The 25,987-nt window shown below is 70.5% G+C and carries 26 protein-coding genes; 17 read left to right on the forward strand and 9 right to left on the reverse strand.

Going from position 1 to position 25,987, the window contains the following annotated elements; genetic code table 11:
- The first annotated feature begins 45 nt into the window (after positions 1–45).
- The 12 genes from AB8810_RS05790 (at position 46) to xdhC (ending at position 12,758) form a co-directional block, all read left to right on the forward strand.
- Complete coding sequence (locus AB8810_RS05790) at positions 46–372, forward strand: tetratricopeptide repeat protein (protein WP_241092933.1); 327 nt, start codon at positions 46–48, stop codon at positions 370–372.
- 139 nt (positions 373–511) lie between these two features.
- The gene (locus AB8810_RS05795) at positions 512–1,426 is read left to right on the forward strand and encodes a LysR family transcriptional regulator (protein WP_179566781.1); all 915 of its coding nucleotides are present in this window, start codon (positions 512–514) and stop codon (positions 1,424–1,426) included.
- A gap of 449 nt (positions 1,427–1,875) precedes the next feature.
- Positions 1,876–3,132 (forward strand): allantoate amidohydrolase, encoded by a 1,257-nt coding sequence (locus AB8810_RS05800; RefSeq protein WP_369915802.1) that lies wholly within the window; start codon positions 1,876–1,878, stop codon positions 3,130–3,132.
- A gap of 52 nt (positions 3,133–3,184) precedes the next feature.
- Positions 3,185–4,381, forward strand: coding sequence for an alanine--glyoxylate aminotransferase family protein (locus AB8810_RS05805; RefSeq protein WP_369916628.1), 1,197 nt, complete (start codon positions 3,185–3,187; stop codon positions 4,379–4,381).
- The gene (gene puuE, locus AB8810_RS05810; protein ID WP_369915803.1) at positions 4,381–5,271 is read left to right on the forward strand and encodes an allantoinase PuuE; all 891 of its coding nucleotides are present in this window, start codon (positions 4,381–4,383) and stop codon (positions 5,269–5,271) included. Before AB8810_RS05805 ends, puuE begins: the two co-directional genes overlap by 1 nt.
- Positions 5,268–5,648 (forward strand): oxalurate catabolism protein HpxZ, encoded by a 381-nt coding sequence (gene hpxZ, locus AB8810_RS05815; protein WP_369915804.1) that lies wholly within the window; start codon positions 5,268–5,270, stop codon positions 5,646–5,648. The genes puuE and hpxZ overlap by 4 nt, the downstream gene beginning before the upstream one ends.
- A complete protein-coding gene (gene uraD, locus AB8810_RS05820; protein WP_179566771.1) occupies positions 5,645–6,136 on the forward strand; it encodes a 2-oxo-4-hydroxy-4-carboxy-5-ureidoimidazoline decarboxylase in 492 nt (163 codons plus the stop codon). The genes hpxZ and uraD overlap by 4 nt, the downstream gene beginning before the upstream one ends.
- Positions 6,133–7,578 carry an FAD/NAD(P)-binding protein gene (locus AB8810_RS05825; RefSeq protein ID WP_369915805.1) on the forward strand — a complete coding sequence of 482 codons (1,446 nt, stop codon included), beginning with the start codon at positions 6,133–6,135 and terminating at the stop codon, positions 7,576–7,578. The genes uraD and AB8810_RS05825 overlap by 4 nt, the downstream gene beginning before the upstream one ends.
- Positions 7,542–7,907, forward strand: a complete 366-nt coding sequence (gene uraH / locus AB8810_RS05830) for a hydroxyisourate hydrolase (protein WP_369915806.1) — start codon at positions 7,542–7,544, stop codon at positions 7,905–7,907. Before AB8810_RS05825 ends, uraH begins: the two co-directional genes overlap by 37 nt.
- Position 7,908: 1 nt before the next feature.
- Positions 7,909–9,378, forward strand: coding sequence for a xanthine dehydrogenase small subunit (gene xdhA / locus AB8810_RS05835; protein WP_179566758.1), 1,470 nt, complete (start codon positions 7,909–7,911; stop codon positions 9,376–9,378).
- Positions 9,371–11,701 (forward strand): xanthine dehydrogenase molybdopterin binding subunit, encoded by a 2,331-nt coding sequence (xdhB, locus tag AB8810_RS05840; protein WP_369915807.1) that lies wholly within the window; start codon positions 9,371–9,373, stop codon positions 11,699–11,701. Before xdhA ends, xdhB begins: the two co-directional genes overlap by 8 nt.
- Positions 11,691–12,758, forward strand: a complete 1,068-nt coding sequence (gene xdhC / locus AB8810_RS05845) for a xanthine dehydrogenase accessory protein XdhC (protein ID WP_369915808.1) — start codon at positions 11,691–11,693, stop codon at positions 12,756–12,758. The genes xdhB and xdhC overlap by 11 nt, the downstream gene beginning before the upstream one ends.
- A gap of 330 nt (positions 12,759–13,088) precedes the next feature.
- Here the strand turns inward: xdhC and cysK are convergent, their stop codons facing one another.
- A complete protein-coding gene (gene cysK, locus AB8810_RS05850) occupies positions 13,089–14,048 on the reverse strand; it encodes a cysteine synthase A (protein ID WP_179566752.1) in 960 nt (319 codons plus the stop codon).
- Positions 14,049–14,077: 29 nt separating this feature from the next.
- Complete coding sequence (cobA, locus tag AB8810_RS05855) at positions 14,078–15,295, reverse strand: uroporphyrinogen-III C-methyltransferase (RefSeq protein ID WP_369915809.1); 1,218 nt, start codon at positions 15,293–15,295, stop codon at positions 14,078–14,080.
- Positions 15,296–15,463: 168 nt separating this feature from the next.
- Between cobA and AB8810_RS05860 the strand changes: the two genes are divergently transcribed.
- Complete coding sequence (locus tag AB8810_RS05860) at positions 15,464–16,447, forward strand: LysR family transcriptional regulator (protein ID WP_369915810.1); 984 nt, start codon at positions 15,464–15,466, stop codon at positions 16,445–16,447.
- Here AB8810_RS05860 and AB8810_RS05865 read toward each other — a convergent pair.
- Entirely contained in the window at positions 16,437–16,649 is a 213-nt protein-coding gene (locus AB8810_RS05865) for a hypothetical protein (protein WP_369915811.1), read from the reverse strand. The two genes, AB8810_RS05860 and AB8810_RS05865, sit on opposite strands and share 11 nt — an antisense overlap.
- Here AB8810_RS05865 and AB8810_RS05870 point away from each other — a divergent pair.
- Positions 16,648–17,235, forward strand: a complete 588-nt coding sequence (locus AB8810_RS05870) for a phospholipid scramblase-related protein (protein ID WP_179566746.1) — start codon at positions 16,648–16,650, stop codon at positions 17,233–17,235. The two genes, AB8810_RS05865 and AB8810_RS05870, sit on opposite strands and share 2 nt — an antisense overlap.
- 42 nt (positions 17,236–17,277) lie before the next feature.
- On the opposite strand, the gene AB8810_RS05875 is transcribed toward AB8810_RS05870, so the two are convergent.
- The 6 genes from AB8810_RS05875 to AB8810_RS05900 all read right to left on the reverse strand — a co-directional run bounded on the left by AB8810_RS05875 (position 17,278) and on the right by AB8810_RS05900 (position 21,615).
- Positions 17,278–18,486: a sensor histidine kinase gene (locus tag AB8810_RS05875; RefSeq protein WP_369915812.1), complete on the reverse strand. Its 1,209-nt coding sequence runs from the start codon at positions 18,484–18,486 to the stop codon at positions 17,278–17,280.
- Positions 18,487–18,554: 68 nt separating this feature from the next.
- Positions 18,555–19,292: an arsenical resistance protein ArsH gene (gene arsH, locus AB8810_RS05880; protein WP_206256819.1), complete on the reverse strand. Its 738-nt coding sequence runs from the start codon at positions 19,290–19,292 to the stop codon at positions 18,555–18,557.
- Positions 19,282–19,707: an arsenate reductase (glutaredoxin) gene (arsC, locus tag AB8810_RS05885; protein ID WP_369915813.1), complete on the reverse strand. Its 426-nt coding sequence runs from the start codon at positions 19,705–19,707 to the stop codon at positions 19,282–19,284. Before arsC ends, arsH begins: the two co-directional genes overlap by 11 nt.
- A 34-nt stretch (positions 19,708–19,741) precedes the next feature.
- Entirely contained in the window at positions 19,742–20,074 is a 333-nt protein-coding gene (locus AB8810_RS05890; RefSeq protein WP_369915814.1) for an ArsR/SmtB family transcription factor, read from the reverse strand.
- 108 nt (positions 20,075–20,182) lie between these two features.
- Positions 20,183–21,166 (reverse strand): hypothetical protein, encoded by a 984-nt coding sequence (locus tag AB8810_RS05895; RefSeq protein ID WP_369915815.1) that lies wholly within the window; start codon positions 21,164–21,166, stop codon positions 20,183–20,185.
- Positions 21,167–21,177: 11 nt separating this feature from the next.
- Complete coding sequence (locus tag AB8810_RS05900; protein ID WP_369915816.1) at positions 21,178–21,615, reverse strand: hypothetical protein; 438 nt, start codon at positions 21,613–21,615, stop codon at positions 21,178–21,180.
- 57 nt (positions 21,616–21,672) lie between these two features.
- Between AB8810_RS05900 and AB8810_RS05905 the strand changes: the two genes are divergently transcribed.
- The 3 genes from AB8810_RS05905 to AB8810_RS05915 all read left to right on the forward strand — a co-directional run bounded on the left by AB8810_RS05905 (position 21,673) and on the right by AB8810_RS05915 (position 25,699).
- Entirely contained in the window at positions 21,673–22,083 is a 411-nt protein-coding gene (locus AB8810_RS05905) for a DUF2946 family protein (RefSeq protein ID WP_369915817.1), read from the forward strand.
- 68 nt (positions 22,084–22,151) lie between these two features.
- On the forward strand, positions 22,152–24,212 hold the full coding sequence (locus AB8810_RS05910; RefSeq protein ID WP_369915818.1) for a TonB-dependent receptor: 2,061 nt from the start codon (positions 22,152–22,154) through the stop codon (positions 24,210–24,212).
- Positions 24,212–25,699 (forward strand): PepSY-associated TM helix domain-containing protein, encoded by a 1,488-nt coding sequence (locus AB8810_RS05915; protein ID WP_369915819.1) that lies wholly within the window; start codon positions 24,212–24,214, stop codon positions 25,697–25,699. Before AB8810_RS05910 ends, AB8810_RS05915 begins: the two co-directional genes overlap by 1 nt.
- Positions 25,700–25,987 lie beyond the last annotated feature (288 nt).

Consider the following 25,987-nt stretch of genomic DNA (forward strand, 5'->3'; position numbering starts at 1 on the left):
CACAGCGAAGTCCTCGCCCGCGCCAGAGCGCTGGTGGATGCGGCGATGACCGATCCGCAGCGCTGCTCCGCGCATCTGGCACAGGCCGAGTCGTTGCTCGTCGCCGCAGCGGCGTCGGCACCGGACGATATCGCGCTGCTCACCTGCCTGGGCGCGGTGCGCTGCGATCTGGGGAACTACGGCGATGCGGTCGAGGTGTTGCAGCACGCTGTACGGCTGCGTTCGGACGACCGCAACACCTACTTCAATCTCGGCGTCGCGCTGCTCAACAGCGGCAGGCGCCGCCAGGCCATGGACCGCTTCCGGCAGGCGGCAACGCTGCAGGGGTCGGCGGCGACCTGGGAAGCCTATTTCGATCCTCATGCGCAATGAAGCGCTGTGTGCTTCATGCCGGCGAGGGACAAAGCGAGCACACGCCGCGCCGCCGCCGACGCTTCCATACTATGGCGGTCGCGCGACGACGCAGCCGCTTCCACGCCGAGCGCCAGGCCCCACAGGAACCGAAGCCGCCATGCCGACCTTCTCCCGCTTCACCCGCTATTTCATGGAAGTGGCGCATTGGCGCAGCATCCGCCGCGCCTCCGAGGCGCTGCATGTGTCGGCGTCGGCGATCGACCGGCAGATCCTCAAGGCCGAGCAGGAGCTGGGTGTGCAGTTGTTCGAGCGCCTGCCGAGCGGCTTGCGCCTGACCAGCGCCGGCGAGTTGCTGCTGGTCGATGTGCGGCGCTGGGAGAAGAGCTATCAACGCACGCTGGAGCAGTTCGACGAATTGAAGGGCCTGCGCCGCGGCCATGTCGAGATCGCGATGATCGATGCGTTGAGCGAGGGCATCGTGGTCGATGCGCTGGCGCAGCTGATCGACGAGCACCCGGGCCTGACCTTCGGCCTGCAGACCGAGGACAACCAGAAGGTCGCCGACAAGGTCGTCGCGGCGGAGGTGGACTTCGGCCTGCTGTTGGACCCGGTCAGCGGCATCGATCTGGAGGTGGTCGCCTTCGCCGAGATTCCGCTGGGCATCTGCATGCCGGTCGGGCATCCGCTCAGCGGCAAGGCCAGCCTGCAGTTGAACGAGGTCCTGGACGACCATCGCCTGCTGCTGCCGGCCGCGCCGCTGATCGTCAACGAACACGCCAAGGTGGTGTACCAGCGCCAGCACATCGACACGCGCCGCTGCATCCGCTGCAACGACGTGCGCACGCTGCGCGCATTGGTGCGCCAGGGCGTGGGCGTGGGCTTGCTGTCGCAACTGGATGTGCTGGCCGATCTGGCCGACGGGCGGCTGGCCTTCGTGCCCCTGCGCGAAGGCCTGGCCAAGCCGATGACGCTGTCGCTGTGCGTGGCCCCGCAGCGGCAACTGTCCAAGGCCGCGCAGACCATGCTCAAGGCGCTGGCGCCGCGGGTGGAAGCGATCCTGGAGCCGCGCTAGCCGGAGCGCGGTCGAGGTTGAAGCCCCTCCTGCACGTGCCCCGCCAGCCCACGATAACCCTGTAGGAGCGGCTTCAGCCGCGACCGATTCCTACCGGCGCCAGCCAAGGTCTGCCGTTCAAACGCCCACAGCGCAGCACACGCATCCCATCCTCTGCACGCGAATGAGCGCGCGGACCGTCGTCGCGTTGCATTTTTTGCACTGCCTGTGCGCGAAAACGGTGTTTGCCCGGTTTCGGTGCGGTTCGTATAGTGCCTTGAGCCCGGCAAAAGCTGTGTTCCCTGGAAATAAGCTTTTGAATCGAAAGAACTTCCTTCGGCGCGTGGCGCCGGTGAAGGTTTCCGCCGATCGCCTATCCCGTCCGCCCGACTTCCAAGCGAACCCCGTCATGCGCGACACCCTTCGACATCCCGGCCACCACGGCGGCCGCACCTGAGCCGGCAGCGGCCATGCTGATGCCGGCGTCCCGCCCAGGCCTGCGTGCGGTCGCGCGCTGCGACGCGCTCGGCGTGGCGCCGTATAGCGACACCGCCGACGGCCTGTTCCGCGGCTGGCTGAGCCCGGCGCATCGCGCCAGCGTGGCGGCCGTGGCCGAGTGGATGGGCGAGGCCGGCCTGCACACCCGCATCGACCCGGCCGGCAACCTGCTCGGCCGCTACGAGGGCGTCGCCGCGCAGGCGCCGGCGCTGCTGATCGGCAGCCACCTGGACAGCGTGCGCGACGCCGGCCGCTACGACGGTCCGCTCGGGGTCATGCTCGGCATCGAATGCGTGGCCGCGCTGCACGCGCAGGGCCGCCGGTTGCCGTTCGCGATCGAAGTGATCGCCTTCGGCGACGAGGAAGGCTCGCGGTTCCCGGCGTCGATGCTGAGCAGCCGTGCCGTCGCCGGCACGCTGGATCCGGCCGCGCTGCAGGTAAGCGACGGCAACGGCATCGCGCTGGTCGATGCGCTGGCCGCCTGGGGCCTGGACATTGCGCTGGTGCCTAACGCGGCGCGCGCGCCGCACAGCGTGCTGGCCTATCTGGAAGCGCATATCGAACAGGGGCCGGTGCTGGAGGCCGAGGGCCTGGCGCTGGGCGCGGTCACTGGCATCGCTGCGCAGCGGCGCTATCGCGCGCTGCTGGTCGGCCGTGCCGGCCACGCCGGCACCACGCGCATGGATCTGCGCGCCGATGCGCTGGCCGCCGCCGCCGAATGCGTGCTGGCGGTGGAGCAGGTGGCGCGCAGCGGCCCTGCGGACCTGGTGGCCACGGTCGGGCGCCTGCAGGTGGCGCCGGGCGCGGTCAACGTGGTGCCGGGGCGGGTCGAATTCTCGATCGACGTGCGTGCCGGCGACGACGCCGTGCGCGATGCGGCGGCCGAGGCGATCGCGCAACGCCTGCATGCCATCGCCGCCGCGCGCGGCGTGCAGTTGCAGCTGCACTGCGTGCAGGACCTGCCGGCCAGTCCCTGCGCTCCGCGCCTGGTCGCCGCGCTGGAAGCGGCGATCGCCGCGCAGGGCATCGCGCCGCGGCGGCTGGTCTCCGGCGCCGGCCACGACGCGATGGTGATGGCGGCGCTGTGCCCGACCGCGATGCTGTTCCTGCGCTGCGCCGGCGGCGTCAGCCACCACCCGGCCGAACACGTGGATGCCGCCGATGCCGATCTGGCGGTGGCGGCGATGCTGCACTTCATCGAATCCCTGGGAGACACCCTTGTCCGTTGATCCGCTGCACGCCGACCTGTTCGGCGAAATCGATCCGCCGCAACGCCTGCTGATGGGCCCGGGCCCGGTCAACGCGCATCCGCGCGTGCTGCGCGCGATGTCCGCCGACCTGCTCGGCCAGTTCGATCCGGAAATGACCGGCTACATGAACCAGGTGATGGCGCTGTACCGGCCGCTGTTCGGGACCGAGAACCGCTGGACCTTCCTGGTCGACGGCACCGCGCGCGCCGGCATCGAGGCGGCGCTGGTGTCGCTGGTGGCGCCGGGCGACCGCGTGCTGGTGCTGAACTTCGGCCGCTTCGGCCTGCTGCTGGGCGAGATCCTCGGCCGCATCGGCGCGGTGGTCGAGTACGTGGAGGCGCCGTGGGGCGAGGTGGTGCCGATGGACGCGGTGGCCGATGCGATCGAACGCTTCGCGCCGAAGTTGGTCGCCTGCGTGCATGGCGACACCTCGACCACGATGGCGCAGCCGCTGGACGGCCTCGGCGCGCTGTGCCGCGCCGCCGGTGCGCTGTCCTATGTTGATGCCACCGCGACCATCGGCGGCATGCCGATCGCCAGCGACGCCTGGGGCGTGGACGTGGTCACCGGCGGTTTGCAGAAGTGCCTGGGCGGGCCGTCCGGCTCGGCGCCGATCACCGTGTCCGCGCGCGCCGCCGAGGCGATCTTCGCGCGCCGCCACGTCGAGCGCGGCATCGTCCGCGACGACATCGCCAACGGCAGCGGCGTGCGCATCGGTTCGAATTATTTCGACCTGGCGATGGTCATGGACTACTGGTCCGACAAGCGCCTGAACCACCACACCGAGGCCACCAGCATGCTGTACGCGGCGCGCGAGTGCGCGCGCGTGGCGCTGCAGGAAGGCCTGCCGGCACGCTTCGCCCGCCACGCCGCGGCCGGCCGCGCGGTCGCCACCGGCGCGCGTGCGCTGGGTTTGCAGGTGTTCGGCGACGACCGCCACCGCATGACCAACGTCACCGGTGTGGCGATTCCCGCCGGCATCGACGGCGAGGCGGTGCGGCGGCGCATGCGCGAGGATTTCGAGATCGAGATCGGCACCGCGTTCGGCCCGCTGCAGGGCAAGCTGTGGCGGATCGGCGCGATGGGCTACAACGCGATGAAGCACAAGGTGCTGATCACCCTGGGCGCGCTGGAAGCGGTGCTGCGCGCCGAAGGCCATGCCTGCGCACCGGGCGCCGGCGTGGATGCGGCGTTGGCCGCCTGGCATGCCGACGGAGCGCAGGGATGATGAGCGCGGCGCGCGACCTGGTCGGCTACGGCGCGCAGCCGCCGGACCCGCAGTGGCCGGGCGGGGCGCGGGTGGCGCTGCAGTTCGTCGTCAACTACGAGGAAGGCGCCGAAAACGGCGTGCTCAATGGCGATGCCGGCTCGGAGGCGTTCCTGTCGGAGATGGTCGGCGCGCACAGCCAGCCTGGCGCACGCGCGATGGCGATGGAGAGCCTGTACGAATACGGCAGCCGCGCTGGCTTCTGGCGGCTGCAGCGGTTGTTCGCCGCGCGCGGCGTGCCGGTGACGGTGTTCGGCGTGGCGCAGGCGCTGGCCGCCAATCCCGAAGCGGTGCAGGCGATGCGCGACGCCGAGTGGGAGATCGCCAGCCACGGCTTGCGCTGGATCGATTACCAACAGGTGCCGGAGGCGACCGAACGCGCGCATATCGCCGCCGCGATCGCGCTGCACACGCAGGTCACCGGTGCGCGCCCGCTGGGCTGGTACCAGGGCCGCACCAGCCCCAACACCGCGCGGCTGGTGGCCGAGGAGGGCGGCTTCGTCTACGACGCCGACAGCTACGCCGACGACCTGCCGTACTACGACCGCCGCCACGGCCGCGCGCAACTGGTGGTGCCGTACACGCTGGACGCCAACGACATGAAGTTCGTCGCCTACAACGGCTTCGCCGACGGCGAACCGTTCTTCCGCTACCTGCGCGACAGCTTCGAGCAACTGTGCGCCGAAGGCGGGCGGATGATGTCGGTGGGCCTGCACGGACGCATCGCCGGACGTCCGGCACGCGCGCTGGCGCTGGCCCGCTTCGCCGATCATGCGCTGGCCAGCGGCCAGGCCTGGATCGCGCGGCGCATCGACATCGCCCGCCACTGGCAGCAGGTGCATCCGGCATGATCGTCGACGCGCCCGAGGTGCTGGCCGAAGTGCAGGCGGCGTTCGCCGACTACGAGCGTGCGCTGATGGCCGACGACGTCGCCGCATTGGACCGGCTGTTCCACGATGCGCCGACCAGGGTGCGCTATGGCGTCGGCGAAGCGCTGTACGGCGCCGAGGCGATCCGCGCATTCCGCCGCGGCCGCGGCGGGTCGCCGCAGCGGCGCCTGTTGCGCGTGCAGATCGTCGCCTACGGGCGCGACTTCGCTACGGCCGATGCCGAATTCCTGCGCGAGGGCGCGACCCGACCCGGCCGCCAGAGCCAGAGCTGGGTGCGTTTCGCCGACGGCTGGAAGGTGGTATCGGCGCATGTGTCGCTGCAGGGCGACCACGCATGAACGGCGTGGACTGGAATGCGCTGCCCGAGGCCGAGTTCGTCGCGCGCCTGCACGCGCTGTTCGAGCATTCGCCGTGGGTGGTGGAACGGGCCGCGGCACGGCGCCCGTTCGCCGACCTGCATGCGGGCCTGCTGCAGGTGCTGCACGCGGCCAGCGCCGACGAGCGGCTGGCGTTGATCCGCGCGCATCCGGAACTGGCCGGCAAGGCCGCGATCGACGGCAGCCTGACCGCGGCCTCGGCTGCCGAGCAGGCGCAGGCCGGGTTGGATCGGCTCACCGCGGAGGAATTCGCACGTTTCCATGCACTCAATGCGGCCTATCGCGCGCGCTTCGATTTTCCGTTCATCGTCTGCGTGCGGTTGACCGACAAGGCCGGGATCCTCGCTGCGATGCAGGCGCGGCTGGCGAATACGCCTGACGCCGAGATCGCCACCGCGCTCGACGAGATCGGCAAGATCGTGCGCTTGCGGCTGGAGGCCCTGCAATGAGCGCCGCGGCAGCCGGCGGTTTGCAGGCGTTGTCGGCGCAGGTCGCGCGCGAGCTGCAGTGGCTCGGCCATGGCGGCTGCGATTGGACTCGCCCGAAGCAGCATGGCGAAGAGCATGTCTACGACGTGGTCGTCGTCGGCGGCGGGCAGAGCGGGCTGGGCGCGGCATTCGGCCTGATCCGCGAGCGCATCGCCAATCTCCTGGTGATCGACGAGAACCCGGCCGGACTGGAAGGGCCGTGGGTCACCTATGCGCGCATGGTCACGTTGCGCACGCCGAAGGAACTGAGCGCGCTGGACTTCGGCATGCCGTCGCTGACCTTTCGTGCCTACTGGGAAGCGCTGCACGGCACGCAGGGCTGGGACGCGCTGGGCAAGATCCCGCGCGCGGACTGGATGGACTATCTGCGCTGGTACCGCGAGGTGCTGGGCCTGCCGGTGCGCAACCAGGCGCGGCTGCTGCGCATCGAACCGCTGCCGGCGCAGCGCCTGCAGCGGCTGCACCTGGCCGGCGGCGACAGCCTGCTCGCGCGCAAGGTGATCCTGGCGACCGGCATCCAGGGCGGCGGGCAATGGCACGTGCCGCCGCTGGTGGCGCAGAAACTGCCGCGCTCGCGCTACGCGCACACCTCCGAAGCGATCGACTACGCAGCGCTGGCCGGGCGCCGCATCGGCATCCTCGGTGGCGGCGCGTCGGCGTTCGACAACGCCCAGCACGCGCTGGCCGCAGGCGTCGGCGAAGTGCACGTGTTCCTGCGCCGCTCGGAACTGCCGCGGGTCAACCCGATCCGGCACATGGAACGCAGCGGCATCATCCCGCGCTTCGCCGCGCTGCCCGATGCCGACAAGTACGCGATGATGTCCACGTTCTTCCGCCACAACCAGCCGCCGACCAACGACACCTTCGAACGCGCCGCGGCCTGGCCCAATTTCCGCCTGCATCTGGGCAGCCCCTGGCAGGACGTGGCCGAGGACGCCGACGGCGTGCTGGTGACCACGCCGCACGGGCGCCTGCGGTTCGATTTCGTGGTGCTGTCCACCGGCCTGGTCACCGATCCGGCGCTGCGCCCGGAACTGGCCGCGGTGGCCGACGGCATCGCGCGCTGGTGCGACCGCTACCGTCCGCCGCAGGGGCAGGAGGTGCCGCTGCTCGACGCGCATCCCTACCTGGGGCCGGGCTTCGAACTGCTGCCGCGTGCGCCCGAGCACGCTTCGGCGCTGCATGGCCTGTTCGCGTTCAACTATTCCGCGCTGCTGAGCCTGGGCCTGTCGGCGGCGGCGCTGTCCGGACTCAAGCACGCCTTGCCGCGGCTGGTGAAGGCGGTCGCCGACCAGTTGTTCCTGGACGACCGCGAGGCGATCGTCGGCGCCTACATGGATTACGCCGAACCCGAATTCGTCGGCCAATGGCCGCTGCCGCAACTGGAGGAACGCGTCGGATGAGCACGCTATCGACCCATGTGCTGGACCTGAGCCGCGGCGTGCCCGCCGTCGGCGTGGCGGTGCGGCTGTTCGCCGGCCAGACGCTGCTGCACGCCGGCGTCACCGATGCCGATGGGCGCTGTCCGGCGCTGCGCGAACTGACGCTGGCGGCGGGCCGCTACCGGCTGGACTTCGCGGTGGCCGACTATTTCCGCGGCCAGGGCGTGGCCTTGCCCGAGCCGCCGTTCGTGGACGTGGTGCCGATCGCGTTCGGTCTGGCCGATGCCGCGCACTGCCACGTGCCGCTGCTGGTCTCGCCGTTCGGCTATTCCACCTACCGGGGCAGCTGAGATGGACGCGGTGCGGTTCCTGCTCGATGGGCAAGTGCTGGAACTGGAGGCGGGGGATCCGACCGCCAGCGTGCTCGATCTGCTGCGCTACCGGCTCGGCCGCACCGGCAGCAAGGAAGGCTGCGCCGAGGGCGATTGCGGCGCGTGCACGGTGCTGGTCGGCGAACTGGCCGGTGCCGACGGCGCCGAGCGGGTGCGCTGGCGCGCGCTCAACGCCTGCATCCTGTTCGTGCCGATGCTCGACGGCAAGGCGCTGCTGACCGTGGAGAGCCTGGCCGCCGGGGGGGCGCTGCATCCGGTGCAGGACGAACTGGTGCAACGCCACGGCTCGCAATGCGGCTTCTGCACGCCCGGGTTCGTGATGTCGCTGTACGCGCGCAGCATCGGCGCGCTGGGCACCGAACAGGCGGCGGTCGCCGACGTGATCGCCGGCAATCTGTGCCGTTGCACCGGCTATGGCCCGATCCTGGAGGCCGGCGCGGCGGTGCCGGTCGCGCCGCGCGACGATGCGGACACGCTCGCCGGCTTGCGCGCGCTGCGCCGCCGCACCGCGCTGGCGCAAACGCATGCCGATCCGGCGGCCGGCCGCGTGCGCCGCAGCGTGGCCCCGCGCAGCGCCGACGAACTGGCGGCGTTGCTGCTGGAACGTCCCGACGCGCGCCTGGTCGCCGGCGCGACCGATGTCGGCCTGTGGGTGACCAAGCAGCAGCGCGTCCTCGACGATGTGGTGTTCATCGGCGACATCCCCGAGTTGCGCGAATTGCACGAAACACCCGACGGTCTGAACATCGGCGCCTGCGTGCGCTACAGCGAAGCGCATGCCGCATTGGCCACGTTGCACCCGGCGCTGGGCGAACTGCTGCGGCGCATCGGCGGGACCCAGGTGCGCAACGCCGGCACCATCGGCGGCAACATCGCCAACGGCTCGCCGATCGGCGACATGCCGCCGGCGCTGATCGCGCTCGGCGCCACGCTGACCCTGCGTCGTGGCGACGCACGGCGCAGCTTGCCGCTGGAGGAGTTCTTCCTGGCTTACGGCCGCCAGGCACGGCTGCCCGGCGAGTTCGTCGAAAGCGTCCACGTGCCGCGCCCGGCGGCCGCCACGCTGTACCGCGTGGACAAGCTCAGCAAACGCTTCGACAGCGATATCTCCGCGGTCTGCGGCGCGTTCGCGCTATGCATCGCCGATGGTGTGGTGACGCAGGCGCGGATCGCTTTCGGCGGCATGGCCGGCATTCCGCAGCGCGCGCGTGGCGCCGAACAGGCGTTGCGCGGCCAGCCCTGGAGCGAGGCAACGCTCGAGGCCGCCGCGGCCACGCTGGCGCAGGACTTCAGCCCGCTCAGCGATGCGCGCGGCTCGGCGGCGTATCGCCTGGCGGTGGCCGCGAACCTGCTGCGGCGGTTGTGGATCGGGCATGCGCATCCGCACGAACCGCTGTCGGTGCTGGCCTTGGAACTGGTCGATGGCTGAGGTCCCGACCACCGCGGATGCGGCCTTGCCGCAGGTGCAGCGTTCGCTGCGCCACGACAGCGCGCAGGGGCATGTCAGCGGGCAGGCGCGCTACATCGACGACCTGCCCGAGCCGCCGGGCATGCTGCATCTGGCGTTCGGCCTGAGCGAACACGCGCATGCGCGGCTGCTGCGCATGGACCTGGCGCCGGTACGCGCGGCGCCCGGCGTGGTGGCGGTGTTCGCCGCCGCCGATATTCCCGGCGAGAACAACGTCGCCCCGGTCGCGCACGACGATCCGCTGTTCGCGCGCGACGACGTGCTCTATCACGGCCAGCCGCTGTTCGTCGTCGCTGCCGACAGCCACGCCGCGGCACGGCGCGCCGCGCGGCTGGCGCTGGTCGAGTACGCGCCGCTGCCGGCACTGTTGAGCATCGCCCAGGCGCGCGCCGCAGGTGCGGTGCTGGAGCCGGCGCAGCGCATGGCGCGCGGTGGCGACGTCGATGCTGCCCTGGCCGCGGCGCCGCGGCGCTGCAGCGGCGCGCTGGAGATCGGCGGGCAGGAGCATTTCTATCTGGAAGGGCAGATCGCCGTGGCGTTGCCCGGCGAACAGGGCCAGCTGCATGTGCTGTCCTCGACCCAGCACCCGAGCGAGGTGCAGCACCTGATCGCGGAACTGCTCGGGCTGCGCAGCGCCGACGTGACCGTGGAGGTGCGGCGCATGGGCGGCGCGTTCGGCGGCAAGGAGACCCAGGCGGCGGCGCCGGCCGCGGCCTGCGCGCTGGTCGCCGCACTGACCGGGCGCCCGGCCAAGCTGCGCTACGACCGCGACGACGACATGCGCATCACCGGCAAGCGCCACGACTTCCTGGTCGACTACAGCGTCGGTTTCGACCACGACGGCCGCATCCTGGCGCTGCGCCTGGAACTGGCCTCGCGCTGCGGCGCCACCACCGATCTGTCGCTGGCGATCAATGACCGCGCGATGTTCCATGCCGACAACTGCTACTGGCTGCCGGTAGTGGAGATCGTCTCGCACCGGCTGCGCACGCACACCGTGTCCAACACCGCCTTCCGCGGCTTCGGCGGGCCGCAGGGCATGCTGGCGATCGAGCGGGTGCTGGACGCGGTCGCCGCCGCGCTGGGCCGCGATGCGCTGGCGGTGCGCCGCGCCAACCTGTACGCGGCGCCGGACCGCAACGTCACCCCGTACGGCATGACCGTGGAGGACAACGTCGCGCCGGCGCTGATCGAGGAACTGGCTGCGCGCACCGATTACGCCGCACGCCAGGCGGCGGTGGCCGCATTCAACGCGCGCCACCGGGTGCTGAAGAAAGGTCTGGCGCTGACCCCGGTGAAGTTCGGCATCAGCTTCACCACCAGCCACCTCAACCAGGCCGGCGCGCTGGTGCTGGTCTATGCCGACGGCTCGGTGCAGCTCAACCACGGCGGCACCGAGATGGGCCAGGGGCTGATGATCAAGGTCGCGCAGATCGTCGCCGACGTGTTCGGGATCGAGACCGAGCGCGTGCGCATCACCGCCACGCGTACCGACAAGGTGCCCAATACCTCGGCCACCGCGGCGTCCTCGGGCACCGACCTCAACGGCATGGCCGCCTATAACGCGGCCAGCGACATCCGCGCGCGCCTGGCGGCGCTGGCCGCCGAGCGCGGCGGCGTGGCGCCGGAGCAGGTGCGCTTCGCTGCCGGCAAGGTCGTCGCCGGCAGCCTGGAACTGGAGTTCGGCGTGCTGTGCCGGCAGGCGCACATGGCGCGCATCTCGCTGGCCGCCAGCGGCTACTACGCCACGCCGAAGATCCACTACGACCGCGCCAGCCACCGCGGCCGCCCGTTCTACTACTTCGCCTACGGCGCGGCGCTGAGCGAAGTGGTGATCGACACGTTGACCGGCGAGCACAGGGTGCTGGCGGTGGACGTGCTGCACGACGTCGGCCGTTCGCTGAATCCGGCGATCGACCTGGGCCAGATCGAGGGCGGCTTCGTCCAGGGCATGGGCTGGCTGACCACCGAGGAACTGGTCTACGACGCGCACGGCCGGCTGCTGACCCATGCGCCGTCCACCTACAAGATTCCCACCGCCAGCGATCGCCCGGCGCGGATGGACATCCACCTGTGGCAGGCCGGCCGCAACGAAGAGGCGACCATCCATCGCTCCAAGGCGGTCGGCGAACCGCCGCTGATGCTGGCGATCTCGGTGTTCTCGGCGCTGACCCAGGCGGTGGCCGCGGCGGTGTCGGGTGCGGGCGTGCCGGCGCTGGACGCGCCGGCCACGCCGGAACGGATCCTGGCCGCGATCGCGGCGGGCAACGCCGATGCGCGCTGACTGGAGCCTGCAGGCCGAAGCGGCGCTGGCGCGCGGTGCGGCTGCGCTGGTCACGGTGCTGGCCACCGCCGGTTCGACTCCGCGCGAGGCCGGCACGCGCATGCTGGTGAGTGCCGACGGCAGCATCGGCACCGTCGGCGGCGGCGTGCTCGAGTGGCGCGCCTGCGCGCTGGCGCGCGAACTGCTGGCGCAACCGCCGGGCAGCTGGCGGGTGCAGGACTACACGCTGGGCGCGGCCGCACCGGCGCGCGCGCTGCGCTGCAACGGTGCTTGCGCGGACTGCGCGGGGCACGCCCAGGCCGACGACCTGCTCGGCCAGTGCTGCGGCGGCCGCGTGCGCCTGCTGCTGGAGCGGCTGGATCCGGCGCGCAGCGACTGGCTGCAAGAGGCGACGTTGGGACGCACGTTGCTGACCCGGCTGCTGCCTGACCGCCTCGATCACTGCATCAGCGATGCGCCACCGCAAGCGCTATCGCTGCGTGCACCGGCGCCCACGGCCGGCGCGCTGCTGGCGCAGGCGATCGGCCCACGGCGCACGCCGCTGTATCTGTTCGGCGCCGGCCACGTCGGCATCGCCATCGCGCATGCGCTGCACGGCCTGCCGTTCGCGCTGGACTGGTCCGATCCGCGCGCAGAGCTGGCGGCTGCCGCCGGCGCGGCGCATCTGGACGAATCCGTATTGCTCGCGCGCGCCGGCGCCGCATCGGACGACGCGCTGCTGCTGATCCTGACCCACGATCATGCGCTGGACTATCGGCTCACCGCCGCGGCGCTGGCCGGCCGTGCCGGCTTCGTCGGCCTGATCGGCTCGGCCTCCAAGCGCGCACGGTTCCTGTCGCGATTGCGCCACGACGGCCTGGGCGACGCCGCGCAGGCGCGGCTGACCTGTCCGATCGGCCTGCCCGGGATCGACGGCAAGGCCCCGGCGGTGATCGCGGTGGCGGTGGTCGCGCAGTTGTTGCTGCGCACATCGGCGTTGGCGGCGCAGCGTTCGATTGCGGATCAGGAGCAAGGGGACGCGTTGCCACTGCCCCAAGCTGTGCTCGCCGCACGCTGACATCACCCTTGTAGGAGCGGCTTCAGCCGCGACGAGCGAAGTGGGGAGGTTCGACTTCGGACTCAGTCTGTCGGGGCTGAAGCCCCTCCTACAGTGCACCCAGCCGGCTGTCCGAAGGCGAATGTAGGAGCGGCTTCAGCCGCGACGAACGCAGCGGTGTGCTTTCCGATGCCGGAAAGCGTCGGGACTGAAGTCCCTCCCACATTGCACCCTGCCGACGCTGGAATCGGGGCGGAGCCGAAAGCTCCTCCTACGTGACGCCTCGCCGCTGTGATACTGCTTGCCTGGCCAGCGTAGCCGCACGCTGCGGCCGCGCCGTACCACGCGCCGTTACGGCAGTCCGGCCAGCCAGTCGTCGTCGGAGCCTTCGTTGATGTCGGCGAACAGCGGGGTGGAGAAGTAGCGCTCGCCGGTGTCCGGCAGCATCGCCAGGATCACCGAACCGGGCGCCGCGGTCTCGGCCACGCGCAGCGCGGTGGCCACGGTGGCGCCGCCGGAGATGCCGGTGAAGATGCCTTCCTCGGCGGCAAGACGGCGCGAGACGGAGATCGCATCGGTGTCCTCCACGCTCAGCACTTCGTCGTAGACCTCGCGGTTGAGCACCTCGGGCACGAAGTCCGGGGTCCAGCCCTGGATCTTGTGCGGCTTCCACTCCTGGCCCTGCAGCAGGGCCGCGCCGGCCGGCTCGGTGGCGGTGATGCGCACGTCCGGACGCGCCACGCGCAGCACTTCGCCGACGCCGGTGAGGGTGCCGCCGGTGCCCCAGCCGCTGACGAAATGATCCAGCCGGCGGCCGGCGAAATCGCGCAGGATTTCCGCGGCGGTGGTGCTGCGGTGGTAGGCGGGGTTGGCCGGGTTGGCGAACTGGCGGGCCAGGAACCAGCCGTGCTGCTGGGCCAGTTCCTCGGCCTTGCGCACCATGCCGCTGCCGCGCTCGGCGGCCGGGGTCAGGATCACCTTGGCGCCGAACGCGCGCATCAGCTTGCGGCGCTCGATCGAGAAGGTCTCCACCATCGTCGCCACGAACTTGTATCCGCGCGCGGCGGCGACCATCGCCAGGGCCACGCCGGTGTTGCCGGAGGTCGCTTCGACGATCGTATCGCCAGGCTTGAGCAGGCCCTTGGCCTCGGCGTCGAGCACGATCGCCAGTGCCAGGCGGTCCTTGACCGAGCCACCGGGATTGAACGCCTCGACCTTGACGTACAGGCTCACGTGCTCGGGCGGCAGGCGGTGCAGCTTGACGATCGGGGTGTGGCCGATGGTGTCGAGGATGTTGTCGTAGATGGCCATGCGCAGGGTCTCCGGAAAAGGGATGCGGGTCAGGCGGCGTGGGCCAGGGTAGGCACGGCCGGCTTCGGGAAAGGTGAGGGCGGTGCGGTCAGCGGTGCGGCGCCGAACCAGTGCAGGCTGCTCGCCAGCGCGGCCACCTCGCCGAGGATCAGCAACGCCGGCGAGCGCACCTGGTGCGCGCGGGCGGTGTCGGGCAGGTCGGCCAGGGTGCCGACCACCACCCGCTGCTGCGGGCGCGAGCCGTTTTCCACCAGCGCGAACGGCGTGTCGGCGGCGCGGCCGGCGCGCAGCAGGCGTTCGCGCACCGTGTCCAGTCCGGCCACGCCCATGTACACCGCCAGGGTCTGCCGTTCCTGCGCCAGCGCGACCCAGTCCAGCGTGTCGAACGATTCCTTGCAGTGCGCGGTGGCCAGGCGCAGCGACTGCGCGTGCTCGCGATGGGTCAGCGGGATGCCGGCGTAGGCCGCGCAGGCCAGCGCCGCGGTGATGCCCGGCACCACCGCGTAGGGCACGCCGTGCGCGCGCAGGTATTCCAGTTCCTCGCCGCCGCGGCCGAACACGAACGGATCGCCGCCCTTCAGCCGCACCACGCGGCGCCCGCGTCGCGCGTGCTCCAGCATCAGCGCGTGGATCTGCTCCTGGCGCACGCTGTGGCCGCTGGCCGACTTGCCGACTTCGATCCGTTCGGCGGTGCCAGGCAGCAGGTCCAGGATCGCGGCGCTGACCAGGCGGTCGTGCAGGACCACGTCGGCGCTGCGCAGCGCGCGCAGCGCGTTGAGCGTCAGCAGGCCGGGATCGCCGGGGCCGGCGCCGACCAGGGTCACCGTGCCGGGACGGAGCGCGTGCGCCTGCGCCGCAGCGGCGGATGCGCCGATGCCGTCGCCGGCGGCGTCCGCCGACGCTGTGGCTGCGGCCGGATCGGCTGTGCCGATCGCGTCCTGCGCCAGCACCCGTTGCGCGGCGGCCGCCTGCAGCGCCTGCCGGTTCACCATGGGGTCGTCGCTGGCGGCGACCAGGTACCACACCGCGTCCAGCCAGGCGCCATCGAAGCGGCCATGCAGCCACTGGATGCGCCCGGCATCGGCCCAGGCCTGCAGCACCGGCGTCAGTGCCGGCGCGCCAAGCCGCGGCAGCGCGCCGGCCGCGAGCAACGCCTGCACCTGACGCTCGGCGGCTGTGCCGCCGCCGACCACCAGTACGGGCCGCTCGCGCAGGTCCGGATACAACGCAATCGGGGCAGGGCTCACGGCAGTCGCAACGCAGGAAGGAGGTGGGAGGGGTGACCGTAGCGCCGGCTTATAGCCTCCGGAAATGACTTCATGCCTCTACCAGATAGCTTTCGGTTATAAGGTGAGTGGCCCATTTCCACTACAGTCGTGGCTGCTCCCGCCAGGCGGCGCCTCGCCCTCGCTCCGATGACGCTGACCCAACTCCGCTACCTCGTCTCCATCGCCGATGCCGATCTCAACATCACCCTGGCCGCGGCGCGCGTGCACGCCACCCAGCCGGGGCTGTCCAAGCAGCTCAAGCAGCTGGAGGACGAACTCGGTTTCCTGCTGTTCGTGCGCAAGGGCCGCAGCCTGGAGACGGTGACCCCGGCCGGCCGCGAGGTGATCGAGCGCGCCCGTGCGGTGCTGGCCGAGGCCAACAACATCCGCACCTACGCCGCCAACCAGCGCCGCGAGAGCCAGGGCCAGCTGACCCTGACCACCACCCACACCCAGGCGCGCTTCGTGCTGCCGCCGGCGGTGGCGCAGATCAAGCAGGCGTATCCGCAGGTCAGCGTGCACCTGCAGCAGGCCGCCGAGAGCGCGGCGCTGGACCTGCTCAGCCAGGGCGATGCCGACATCGCCATCGTCAGCACCGCCGGCAGCGAGCCGGGCGCCGGCATCGCGGTGCCGCTGTACCGCTGGCGGCGGCTGGTGCTGGTGCCGCGCGGGCATGCGCTGGACGTGCCCAAGCGGGTGCCGGACATGGCCGCGCTGGCGGTGCAGCCGCTGATCAGCTACGAATCCTCGACCCGCTCCGGCTCCTCGCTGCAGCGCGCCTTCGCCCGGCTCGGGCTGGAGCCGAGCATCGCCCTGACCGCGCTCGACGCCGACCTGATCAAGACCTACGTGCGCGCCGGGCTCGGCGTCGGCCTGCTCGCGGAAATGGCGGTGCATGCTGGCGATACCGACCTGCGCGCCTGGCCGGCGCCGCCGGAGATCCCCGAGTGCATCGCCTGGGCGGTGCTGCCGCGCGACCGCGTGCTGCGCGACTACGCGCTGGAACTGGTGCATGTGCTGGCGCCGCAGATCGACACCCGCGACCTGCGCCGGGTCATGGAAGGCAACCAGGAACCGGACTGGCCGACCCCGCCGACCTGGGAAGAGCTGACCCAGACCATCACCAGCTGAGCAGCGCCGCTGCGGCGTCTTCGCCGCGCCTGGCGCTTGCCGCGCCGGTCGGGCGATATCCGCAGCGGCGCTCGCCGGTGGCGCCGCACTCACGGCGCGCTCGTCGCTGCGCGCCGATGCCGCGCCGTTCGGGCATGCCATTGCCATCCTTGCGCGCGGCCGCTACGGTGCGCGCTCTTTTACCCGAAACAAGGATGTCCATGCACCCCGTCCTCCAGCAGAACCTGTTCTTCGTCAAGGAGCAGGTCGGCATGTTCAAGGCCGCCAACAACTACGACGTGTTCGATCCGCAGAGCAACCAGAAAGTGCTCGAATGCCGCGAGCCGAACCTGGGCCTGTTCACCAAGATCTTCCGTTTCAGCGACTACAAGCGCATGACCCCGTTCCATGTGGAGGTGCGCACCCCGAACGGGCAGAAGGTGCTGACGGTCAAGCGCGGTTTCTCGCTGTTCCTGTCCAAGGTCGAGGTGCTGGACGAGCACGATCGCCTGGTCGGTTCCTTCAGCCAGAAATTCTTCTCCATCGGCGGCAAGTTCGACGTGCTCGATGCACGCGAGAAGCTGGTGTGCACGCTGCGCGGCAAATGGACCAGCTGGGATTTCCGCTTCGTGCAGGGCGAGCGCGAACTGGCGCGGGTGTCCAAGAAGTGGGCCGGGCTGGGCAAGGAGCTGTTCACCTCGGCCGACAACTACATGCTCGCGATCGAGAATGCGGTGCCGAGCGAGGATGACGTGCGCATCCTGATCATGGCCGCGGTGCTGTGCATCGACATGGTGCTGAAGGAATAACCCGCAGTGCCGCGCGCCACGGTGCGCGCGGTGCGGTAGCGCTCAGGCGTTGGTCGCGCTCGCCAGCGGCAGCGTGACCGAGAAGCGGCTGCCCTGGCCCGGGCGGCTGCGCACCTCGACACTGCAGCCCAGCGTCTCGGCGGTGCGGCGCACGATCCACAGTCCCAGGCCGAGCCCTTCGCTGCGCGGATCGGCCTGGCGGAACGCCTGGAACAGGGTGCGCAGGCTGTCGCCGTCCATGCCGATGCCGCTGTCGATGATCTCCACCACCACGTGATCGCGCCGGCGCCGGCAGCCGATCAGCACCGAGCCGTGCTCGGTGTACTTGACCGCGTTGCCGAGCAGGTTGCCGAGCAACGTGGCCAGCAGCGTGGCGTGGCTGCGCACGCGCAGTTTGGTCGGCACGTAGCGCAGCCGCAGTCCCTTGGCCGCGGCCTGCGGCCGCCAGGTGTCCAGGATCGGGCCGAGCAGCTCGCCCAGGGCCACCTCGCCCTGCACCGGCAGGCTGTGCTCACCGCCGGCGACCGCGCTGGTGGCGAGATCGTCCAGGCCGGCGGCGACCTGGTTCAGCGCCTTGCGCGCCTCGTCCAGCGGCACGCTGCCGACCGCATCGAGCTGGCGCTGGACCTTGGCCAACGCATAGGACGCCGTGCGCAGCGGCGTCTTCAGGTCGTGCCCGGCGATGGCCAGCAGGCGGCTGCGGTAGTGGTTGGATTCCTGCGCCAGCGCCAGTGCCTTGCGCAGTTCCAGCTGCGCCATCGCCTGCCGCGCCAGCGCGCGCAGCGCTTCGATCTGTTCGTAGGTCAGCTGCCGCGCGCGCCGGTCGAGCACGCAGACGGTGCCCAGCGGCAGGCCGTCGGAGGTCTTCAGCAAGGCGCCGGCGTAGAAATGCAGGCGTTCCGCGCCGGTGACCAGCGGATTGGAGGCGAAGCGCGGATCCTCGCGCGTATCCGGCACCAGTAGCAGGTCGTCCTCGAGCAATGCGTGCGCGCACAGCGAGGTCGCCAGCGGGGTTTCCCGGGTGCCCAGGCCGATCTCGCTCTTGAACCACTGCCGCTCGCTGTCGATCAGGTTGACCACCGCGATCGGGGTCTGGCAGATCATCGCCGCCAAGCGGGTGATGTCGTCGAAGGCCGGCTCGCGCGGCGTGTCCAGGATCGCGTAGCTATGCAACGCGTCCAGGCGCAGCGTTTCGTTGCCGGGCTTGGCGGCGCAATAGACCGGGCCGGCAGCGGGTGCGACGGAAGACATGCGAACGGCTCGGCGACGGTGAGTCGCTCAGTCTATGGTACCGATCACACATTTTGACGACGCGGTCTTCACGTCGACGCAACGACCGCCGGCGGTGCCGCGCCCGATGCCGCGGCCAGGGAATCGGTGCCCGGCCGGCGTTCGCTGTAGCGGTCGACCAGGTACGGCGCCAGGTCGCGGGTGAGCAGGGTGAACTTGAGCAGTTCCTCCATCACGTCCACCAGCCGGTCGTAGTAGGGCGAGGGAAGCATCCGTCCGGGGGTGTCGAATTCCTGCCAGGCCTTGGCCACCGACGACTGGTTGGGGATGGTCAGCAGGCGCATCCAGCGGCCGAGCACGCGCATCTGGTTGAGCGCATTGAACGACTGCGAGCCGCCGGACACCTGCAGCAGCGCCAGGGTCTTGCCCTGGGTGGGGCGCAGCGCGCCCTGGCTGAGCGGGATCCAGTCGATCTGCGCCTTGAGCACGCCGCTCATCGCGCCGTGCCGTTCAGGCGAGGACCAGACCATGCCTTCGCTCCACAGGGTCAGCTCGCGCAGTTCCTGCACTTTCGCATCGCTGTCGGGGGCGGCGTCGGGCAGCGGCAGGCCGCGCGGATCGAACAGGCGCGTTTCCGCGCCCATCGCCTGCAGCAGCCGCGCCGCTTCCAGCGCCAGCAGCTTGCTGTAGGAGCGTTCGCGCAACGAGCCGTACAGCAGCAGGATGCGCGGCGGATGCGTGGCGCGGGCGGCGCTCAGCGCCAGCGGATCCGGGCGCACGAACGCGGCCGGGTCCAGGTTCGGCAGCTCGGACAGGTCAACCGACACGGCGGCCGTCCGCGTCGATCAGGGGTTCGCCGTCTTCCTTGGCGAAGGCGCCGCGCTGCGGCGAGGGCAGGATCTCCAGCACCGTTTCCGACGGCCGGCACAGGCGCGTGCCCAGTGCGGTGACCACGATCGGCCGGTTGATCAGGATCGGGTGCTGCAGCATCGCGTCGAGCAATGCGTCGTCGCCCAGCGAGGGATCGTCCAGGCCCAGTTCGGCGTAGGGCGTGCCCTTCTGCCGGATCGCCTCGCGCAGCGGGATGCCCAGTGCCGCGATCAGCGCCTGCAGGGTGGCGCGGTCCGGCGGGGTCTTCAGGTATTCGATCACGGTCGGTTCCGCGCCGCTGTTGCGGATCAGTCCGAGGACATTGCGCGAGGTGCCGCAGGCGGGGTTGTGGTAGATCGTGATGGCGCTCATCGGGACTCGGTGCGATAGGGAGGAGGGCGCTGCGCTATGGCACGCGCGCGGCGGCGGGCGCTGCAGCGTCGGAGGAACAGCTGCCATTGCCGCAGCAGTTTTCGGTCAGGAAGCCGATCAGCGCGTACATGCGCGCGTAGTCGGCGCGCAGCCGGATCACCCGGCCCTGGCGTTCGTCGGCGATCAGGCCGGCACCGCGCAGCACGTGCAGGTGCGCGGTCAGCGTGGCCGCGGCCAGGCCCAATGCGGCGCGCAATTCGCCCACCGCCATGCCGTCCGGCCCGGCCTGGACCAGCGCACGGTAGGCGGCCAGGCGGTGCCCGTGGGCGAGCGCGCGCAGGGCGGAAACGGTGCTGTCGGTGTCCATCAATTCGATAATTCCAGAAATTACGAAATGAAGCAAGCGCGTGGCCCCGTTCCACAAACGACGACGGGCGCATCGCTGCGCCCGCCGGGTGGAGCCGTTGTGCGGCGCTCAGGTCGGCATGTCCTCGATCTGCAGGTACACCATGGTCTGGTTGAGCAACTGGTAGGCCACTTCGCCGAAGGTCACCGGTCCGATCAGTTCGCCGGTGCGCTTGCCCTCCAGTTCCGAGTACAGGAAGTTGAGGATGCAGTTGCAGCTGAACTCGGGGCTGCTCACGGTCTGTGGCAACTGCCGCGAGAATTCCTCGACGTAGTTGGCCACCGGTGCGGCGATGCGGTACTCCACGCCGCGGAACACCGGCGCGTACAGCGTGACCTTGCGCGCGTCCTGGTCGATCGACTGGATGCTGGCGTTGATCTTCTCGCCGTTGTAGTCGGCCACCAGCGGCAGCCGCACGTCGATCTGGTTGGCGGTGAGGTACTCGGCGAAGTCGCGCGGCTCGCCGTTGACCAGCGCCTGGCCGACGTCGAAGCCGTCCTGGGCGAAGGTGATCACGTCGCCGTCGCCCTGCTCGAAGCAGTTGACGATCCCGACCGAGACCATCTTGTCCTCCGGCAGCGTCGCGTGCAGCGCCACGCAGCCTTCGCTGTAGGATTTGCCGCTGGTGCCGTCGTAGATGCGCGGCGCCAGCTTGCCCAGGTCCGACAGGTCCACGCCGGACACCCAGCCGACGATGTTCTTCATGAACAGCCCGGGGTAGTCGGGCGAATCCTGCGCATAGCGCACGTGCGCCTGGCTGGTCGCCGGCAGGATGATCACGCTGAAGCCGTGATCGGGCGAGTCGCTGGCGATGGACGGCAGTTCGCCCACGTCGTACCAGCGCACGCTCGAGCCGCTGACGCAAGGGTCCTGCTCGCTGACGAAGATCAGTTCGCGGCTGTAGGTGCCGCCTTGCTTGTCCATGAAATAGGGAATGGTGCCGCCGATCCAGTTGCCCTTGGGCAGGCTGTCGAGCAGGGCCTGGTCGCCGGCCAGGTACAGCGTGGCGCCGGATTGGATCTTCTGCGCCGCTTGTTCGCGTGTCATCAGCATGTCGCTTCTCCTCAGAAGTGGGCCTGCAGCTCGGCCTTGTAGAGATTTTCGTATTTGCTGAAGAACGCGTGCGCCTCGTCGATGCAGGCCTGTACGGTCTGCGGCGACGCATCGCTTTTCAACTTGCGCGCGCACTGGCTCAGCATCATGTTCCCGGCGAATACCTTGAACTGCAGCTTGGTATCGCCGCGGAGCAGCGGAACCCACTTGGGATGGCTTTTACTCGGAATCATCTTCGTCCCTCCACGGATGAAGTCTTCGAATGGCCGACGCACAGGCGTGGCTTCGGTGCAGGTGTCGACACGGCCCCACAGGGCTTGAGCGCCGCGCCACGCTGTAAGCGATTCCTGTCGCCGAAGTGGGGGCTGGGTCACTGCCGCGGCCGGATCGGCGCGCCGTGTGCGGTCGCCCGGCGGCATGCACACCGCGCGTCCCGCCTTGCCGCACATGCGTCAAGCTGTCGCAGGGCCTTCCGCGAGCCGGGCAGCAGGCCCTAGACTGCGGCGGTGATCCGTCGCCGCCAGCCAACGTCGCTTTGGGGAACGCTCGCCCTGCTGGCGATCGCGCTGATGCTGGCTGCGCCGTTGCTGAGCCGTTTGCAGCAGGCGCGGTCCGGCGACTGGGCCGCTGCCGCGGCGGAGGCGCTGTGCACCAGCCGCGGCCTGCAACCGGTGCTTGCGTTGCCTGCGGCGTCGTCGCCTGCCCACGCCGGCGTCCATGACGACGGCGGCATGGCGCACGAGCAGGCGTGCGATTACTGCCTGCTGGCCGCGCGCCTGCTGCCCTTGCTGGCGTTGCTGTTGCTGGTGTTGCCGTGGTTGCGCCAGCGCGCGCCGCTGGCCGCGCCGCGCGCGCCGGTGGTGGACACGGGCATCTGGCGCGCTCACGCCGCACGCGGGCCTCCGCTGTACTCCTGAAACACGAACGGCTGTTCTTTCGTGCCGTGGCGTCGCCGCGGCGCGTCTTCGTGCTGATGGAGCCATCGATGATCCGTTTCTTTTCCGTGCCGCGCCTGGCGGCGTACGGCTGCGCCTGTCTCGCGGCCAGCGTCTCCCTGCCGACGCATGCCGGCGACGGCGGCGTGCAACCGCCCGCCGGCGATTCCGCCTTGACCCTGGGCAAGGTCCAGGTCCGGGCCGATCCGCTGTCCTTGCCGACCGCGCGCAGCGTTCTCAGTTCCGTGGACATCCTCGGCGGCGACCTGCTGCAGGACCAGCATGTGGACTACAGCTGGGAGCTGCTGATGCGCGCGCCCGGGGTGCAGGTCACCCAGTTCAAGATGGGCACCGACGCCGGCCGCTTCTCGTTCCGCGGCTTCAACGGCGAAGGCCGGGTCAACGCGGTCAAGCTGCTGATCGACGGCGTTCCCAGCAACGACAACGCCGGCGGCATGCCGTACCTGGATGCGGTGTTTCCGCTGGACATCGCCGCGATCGAGATCGTGCGCGGCACCAACGATCCGCGCTACGGCTTGAACGCCATCGCCGGCAGCGTCGATGTGCTGACCCGCAGCGGCGGCAACGACGGCCGCGCCAGCGTCACCGCCGGCAGCTTCGGCACGCGCGAGGTGCAGGCCAGCCAGGGCATCGAACGCGGCGGCTGGAGCCAGAACTATTTCGCCGCCTGGCGCGACAGCGACGGCTACCGCGACCATGCAGACGCGCGCAAGCGGGCCTTCGCCGGCAAGTGGTTCTACACCGCGCCGGACGCGGCCTGGCGGGCCGGGCTCAGTGCGCGCTACTACCGCAACGACGCGCTGGAAGCGGGCTATCTGGACTACGCCAGCGCGCAACGCGCACCGCGCAGCTCGCCCGACTATGCGCGCGACGACCGCAGCGAACGCCAGACCGGGCAGGTGAGCCTGCACCTGGATGCGCAACTGGCCGATGCCGTGCAGGGCAGCGCCGCGCTGTACTGGAATCGCTACCAGAACCAGCGCTGGGTGCGCTTCACCGCCGCCGGCGCGCAGCAGGAGCGCGATACCGACGAGACCCAGCGCGGTTTCCTGGCCAAGGCCAGCTGGCGTCCCGAAGTGGACTGGGCGACGTCGTTCGCGCTGGAAGGCGGCGTCGACGGGCAATGGCAGGACAACACCTCGCAACGCTATCGCACGGTGGCGCGGGTGCGCACCGCGCCGCTGCGCGACTGGGATTTCGATCTGGACACGCGCGGGGTCTATGTGCAGGCGGTGATCCGCCCGTTCGAGCGTTTGCAACTGGTGCCGGCCTACCGCGTGGACTGGGTCGACGGCAGCTTCCGCGACCGGCTCGGCGGTGCGCGCTACCCGGCCTACGCCTACGGCGCGATCAAGCAGCCCAAGCTCAGCGCGGTGTTCGCGCTGACCGCGCAGACCAGCGCCTATGCCAACCTGGGCCGCACCTTCCAGATCGGCAGCGGCAACGGCGCCTACCGCAGCCAGCCCGGCAACCTGGCCCCGTCGTACAACGACGGCTGGGAAGCCGGCCTGAAGTTCGCCGACGCCAGGCGGCTGGACGCGCGCATCGCCTATTGGGAGCAGCGCGCGTCCGACGAGGTGGCGACCATCCTCGGCGTCGATGGCACGGTCGGCACCGGCGAGGTCGGCAACGTCGGCAAGACCTTGCGCCGTGGTTGGGATGCGCAGCTGACCCTGCGTCCTGACGAGCGCTGGACGCTGTGGCTGGCGTATTCGCGGCAGCGCGCGCTGATCGTCACGCCCGATCCGAGCGCGCCGGCCACGCGCGGCAAGGAGATCGAGAACGTGCCGCACTACCTGGCCACCGCCGGCATCGACTGGCAGGCCACGCCGCGGCTGAAGCTGTCGGCCTGGGGCAATGCGCAAGGCGACTACTACCTGGAACGCAGCAATACGCTGGGCCGCTACGGCGGCTACGCGCTGGCCAATGTCGGCGCGACGTGGGCATGGCGCGCGCAGCGCGAGCTGTCGCTGCAGCTGAAGAACCTGACCGATCGCCACTACGTCTACGCCTGGTACGACAGCGGCTCGTCCGGCTACTCGCCGGGCGACGGCCGCGCCTTGTACGCCAGCCTCAGTTGGGGATGGTGATGGCGATGCCGAACCCGACGGCAGCGCCGCCGGCGCGCTTCTACCGCGCCGTGTGGCGCTGGCATTTCTACGCCGGCCTGCTGGTGCTGCCATTGCTGGCGTGGCTGGCGCTGACCGGTGCCGCCTTCGTCTATCAGCAGCCGATCGATGGCTACTTCCACCGTGCGCTGAAGACGGTGCAGGTGCCGGCGCAGGCACGGGCCGTCGCGCCGCAGCGCCTGCTCGCAGTGGCGCTGGCGGCGCAGCCTGGACAGGCATTGCGCTACACCACGCCGCTGCGGCGCGACGCGTCGGCGGAAGTGACCGTGGGGACCGCCGATGGCCGCCGCGTGGTGGTGTACGTGGATCCGTATCGATCGCGCGTGCTGGGCAGCTTGCCCGAGCACGGCACGGTGGCGTGGACGATCCGGCGCCTGCACAGTCTCGCGCTGGTCGGGCCGTGGGCCAGCGCACTGATCGAAGTGGCCGCGGGCTGGGCGATCCTGCTGGTGCTGACTGGCGTCTACCTGTGGTGGCCGCGCGGCCGCCGCGGCGGCGTCACGACGGTGCGTGGGCGGCCGCCGCAGCGCGTGTTCTGGCGCGATACGCATGCGCTGACCGGTAGCGTGGTCGGCGCGATGCTGCTGTTCCTGGCGCTGACCGGGATGCCGTGGTCATGGTTCTGGGGCGCGCAGGTCAACCGCCTCGCCAATGGCCACCACTATGGCTATCCGGCTGGCCTGCGCGTGGACGTGCCGATGTCCACGCAACGCCTGAGCGACGCAGAGGTGCCGGCCTGGTCGCTGCGCCAGGCGCGGTTGCCGCAGTCGCAGCTGCCGCAGACTGCAGCGATGCCGATGCCGATGCCGATGCCCGCGGCGGCGAATGCGGCTGCGGCTTCGGCCTCGAGCGTGGCGGACAACGGCAACGATGCGCATGCGGAGCATGCCGCGCATGGCGGCATGGCGATGAACGCCATGGAGGCGATGGCGCCGGCGCCCGGCGCGATCGGCCTGGACGCGGCGGTGGCGCGGTTCCAGGCGCAGGGTATCGCCGCCGGCTACAGCGTGGCGCTGCCGCGCGGCGTGCGCGGTGTCTACACCGCGTCGGTGTATCCGCCGGATCTTGCGCAGCAGCGGGTGATCCACCTCGACCAGTACAGCGGCAAGGTGCTGCTGGACATGCGCTACGCCGATTACGGGCCCATGGCGAAGGCCTTGGAATGGGGCATCAACGTGCACCTGGGGCAGCAATACGGCACGTTCAATCAGCTGCTGCTGATCGCCTCGTGCATCGGCATCCTGCTGTTGTGCGTCAGCGCCGCGCTGATGTGGTGGAAGCGGCGCCCGGCCGGCGGATTGGGCGTGCCGCCGCTGCCGGCGGACCGGCGCACCTTGCGCGGCGTGCTCGTGCTGCTGGCGATCGGCGGCGTGCTGTTCCCGCTGGTCGGGGTGTCGCTGTTGCTGATGCTGGCGCTGGATTGGTGGTGGGTGTTGCGGCGGGAGTGAGGCGGTGCTGTTTGGCGCATGGGGTTCGCAGCCAATTCGCTGGGTGTACTGCGTGAGGACGTCGGTCCCGATGGCATCAGCATCAGAATCCGCAAGGTTCCTCGTTCTGCTCGTCGCGACTGAAGTCGCTCCCACAAGGGGCTCGCGGTCGGCTCACCGGGTGCCCTGTGGGAGGGGCTTCAGTCCCGGCTGTATCCGAAGCCGGAAGGTTCACGGCTTCGTTTGTCGCGGCTGAAGCCGCTCCTACAGGGGCTGCGCGAGGTGTCTGCTAGGTGCACTGTGGGAGGG

The organism is Xanthomonas sp. NCPPB 3005, assembly GCF_041228095.2.
Classification (GTDB): Bacteria; Pseudomonadota; Gammaproteobacteria; order Xanthomonadales; family Xanthomonadaceae; genus Xanthomonas_A; species Xanthomonas_A bonasiae.